This window comes from Mesorhizobium sp. M7A.F.Ca.ET.027.02.1.1, assembly GCF_004022985.1.
GTDB lineage: Bacteria > Pseudomonadota > Alphaproteobacteria > Rhizobiales > Rhizobiaceae > Mesorhizobium.
Window position 1 is genome coordinate 1 of record NZ_RZOL01000642.1, and the last position, 2,179, is coordinate 2,179.

Annotated in this window: 3 protein-coding genes; 1 reads left to right on the top strand and 2 read right to left on the bottom strand. The window is 60.6% G+C overall.

Annotation, left to right across the window (positions count from 1 at the left end):
- A partial coding sequence (locus EN749_RS34575) for a stimulus-sensing domain-containing protein (protein WP_189367922.1) occupies positions 1–787 on the bottom strand: 787 nt, incomplete at its 3' end.
- Positions 788–929: 142 nt separating this feature from the next.
- Positions 930–1,631 (bottom strand): response regulator transcription factor, encoded by a 702-nt coding sequence (locus EN749_RS34585; RefSeq protein WP_013528337.1) that lies wholly within the window; start codon positions 1,629–1,631, stop codon positions 930–932.
- A gap of 342 nt (positions 1,632–1,973) precedes the next feature.
- On the opposite strand from EN749_RS34585, the gene EN749_RS34590 reads away from it, so the two are divergent.
- The coding region (locus EN749_RS34590; RefSeq protein WP_128364855.1) for a phosphoenolpyruvate carboxykinase (ATP) at positions 1,974–2,179 on the top strand (206 nt) is incomplete at its 3' end.

The following is a 2,179-nucleotide window of genomic DNA, read 5'->3' on the forward strand; positions in this document are numbered from 1 at the left end:
TCAGCACGCCCAGAACAGCACGGAAGCGCTGGATCGGCACCGCCACCGAAACGATCTGTTCGCCCTGCTCGCTGACGCGCACGATGGTCGACGGGCTGCCGGTGAGTGCCTTGACCACTTCCGGGAAAGCGGCACCATTGCCGCCCGGCTGCTCGTGATAGACCGGCAGCTCGGTGTTGCGGAAGAAGTCGAAGACGAATTTCTGGATGCGCTGGACCAGATCGGGCTCTTCCTCCTCGACCGGCGGCAGGTCGTAGCGCAGGATCTGGCCACGCGAATAGAGGTGGCGCGAATCGAGCAGCAGATTGGCGTCGCGGTCATAGATGCGGGCGCGGGTCCTGGTCGGCGAGATCAGTCTTCGCAGTACCGGGGCGACCCGCTCCGGGTTGATCGGGAAATCGAGATTGTCGAGCTGGTCGGAGCCCGGCCCCAGGCTTTCGCCGGCCTGCAGTTCAAGCAGCTTTTCCGGGTCGATGCTGATCGAATCCGTCTCGACCGTCGCCGACGCGGCGATCGCACCGGCGATGATCTCGCCCTGGGTCATCAGGCTTTCGACGCGGGCGTCGATCAGCCCGTCGCGGAAGGTGTTGAGATAGAGGATGCCGGTCACCAGGACGGCGAGGCCGGCAAGGTTGAGGAACAGGATACGCCGCGTCAGGCTGGAAAAGATATGATGGCCAAGGAAGCGGCGCATCGGCACCGTGATCTTCGAGACGAAGGACGGCATGATCCGCGACGGCCGCCTGGAGGCGCCCGCCGGTCTTGTCCGCTGTGCTTCCACTGCCATCGAATAGCAGCTCCCGCCTAGTCCTTGGCCTGATGCATGTCGTGGTCCCAAAACCGGGACCACTTTTGGGCGACATGCATTACTTTGCTCGGATGCATGTCGTTGTCCCAAAACCGGGACCACTTTTGGGCGACATGCATCATTATGCTTCGCGGAACCGGTATCCGACTCCGTAAAGGGTTTCGATCATCTCGAAGTCGTCGTCGACGGCCTTGAACTTCTTGCGCAGCCGCTTGATGTGGCTGTCGATGGTGCGATCGTCGACATAGACCTGTTCATCATAGGCCGAATCCATCAGCGCATCACGGCTTTTTACGACACCGGGACGCTGCGCCAGCGAATGCAGGATCAGGAACTCGGTGACGGTGAGCGTCACCGGCTCGCCTTTCCAGGTGCAGGTGTGGCGCTCCTGGTCCATGACGAGTTGGCCGCGCTCGAGCGAGCGGGCCTGCTGGCTTGGCGTCTTGGCGGCAGCCTCGCGGGCACTGGCGCGGCGCAGCACGGCGCGCACCCGCTCGACCAGCAGGCGCTGCGAGAAGGGTTTGCGGATGAAGTCGTCGGCGCCCATCTTGAGGCCGAACAATTCGTCGATCTCATCGTCCTTGGATGTCAGGAAGATCACCGGCAGGTCGGACTTCTGGCGCATCCGGCGCAGCAGTTCCATGCCGTCCATGCGCGGCATCTTGATGTCGAGGATGGCAAGGTTCGGCGGGCGTGCCGCCAGGCCTTCCAGCGCTGACGCACCATCCGTGTAGGTCTCGACGCGATACCCCTCGGATTCCAGGGCGATCGACACCGATGTCAGAATGTTGCGGTCGTCATCGACAAGCGCGATTGTTGCCATTTCAAGCGGCTCCCTCATGAGCTGTCCCTTCTGTCGTAGAGAAGGGGCTTTTGCAGGACAAATTAGGTACAAAATGTGGCATAGGCCTTGTCCGCTGTCACGCGCGGCATGCCGGCGGCCACAATCCTACCTCGACATGGATTGGACGAACGTACATCGCCAATCCTTTGGGCAACCGCGAAACTTTTTGCACATATAAACGATTTAAACAACTTTCAAAATATTTAAATCGATTAATGATTTGATATCATTTGCCTTTTCTGGTTCTGACCATCTCAGCCCGCGTAGTGGGCGTGCTGGAAACGTGCCGGCAAAGATGCGGCAATCCAAGAGGGACACTCGATGTCGGAAGTCGGCAAACGCAATTCCGCCTGCGCGATCGATCATATCGGCCTGAAAACCACCGGCGTGGTGCGCTATAATTTCGGTGCGGCTGCCCTTTATGAGGAATCGATCCGGCGCGGCGAGGCCCGCTTGACCGCCCATGGCGCGCTGGTCGCCGAGACCGGACAGCACACCGGCCGCTCGCCCAAGGACAAGTTCGTCTT

Bases quoted from the DNA above. Each gene is read 5' to 3' on its own strand.
- EN749_RS34585 (WP_013528337.1), bottom strand. From the start codon at position 1,631: ATGGCAACAATCGCGCTTGTCGATGACGACCGCAACATTCTGACATCG.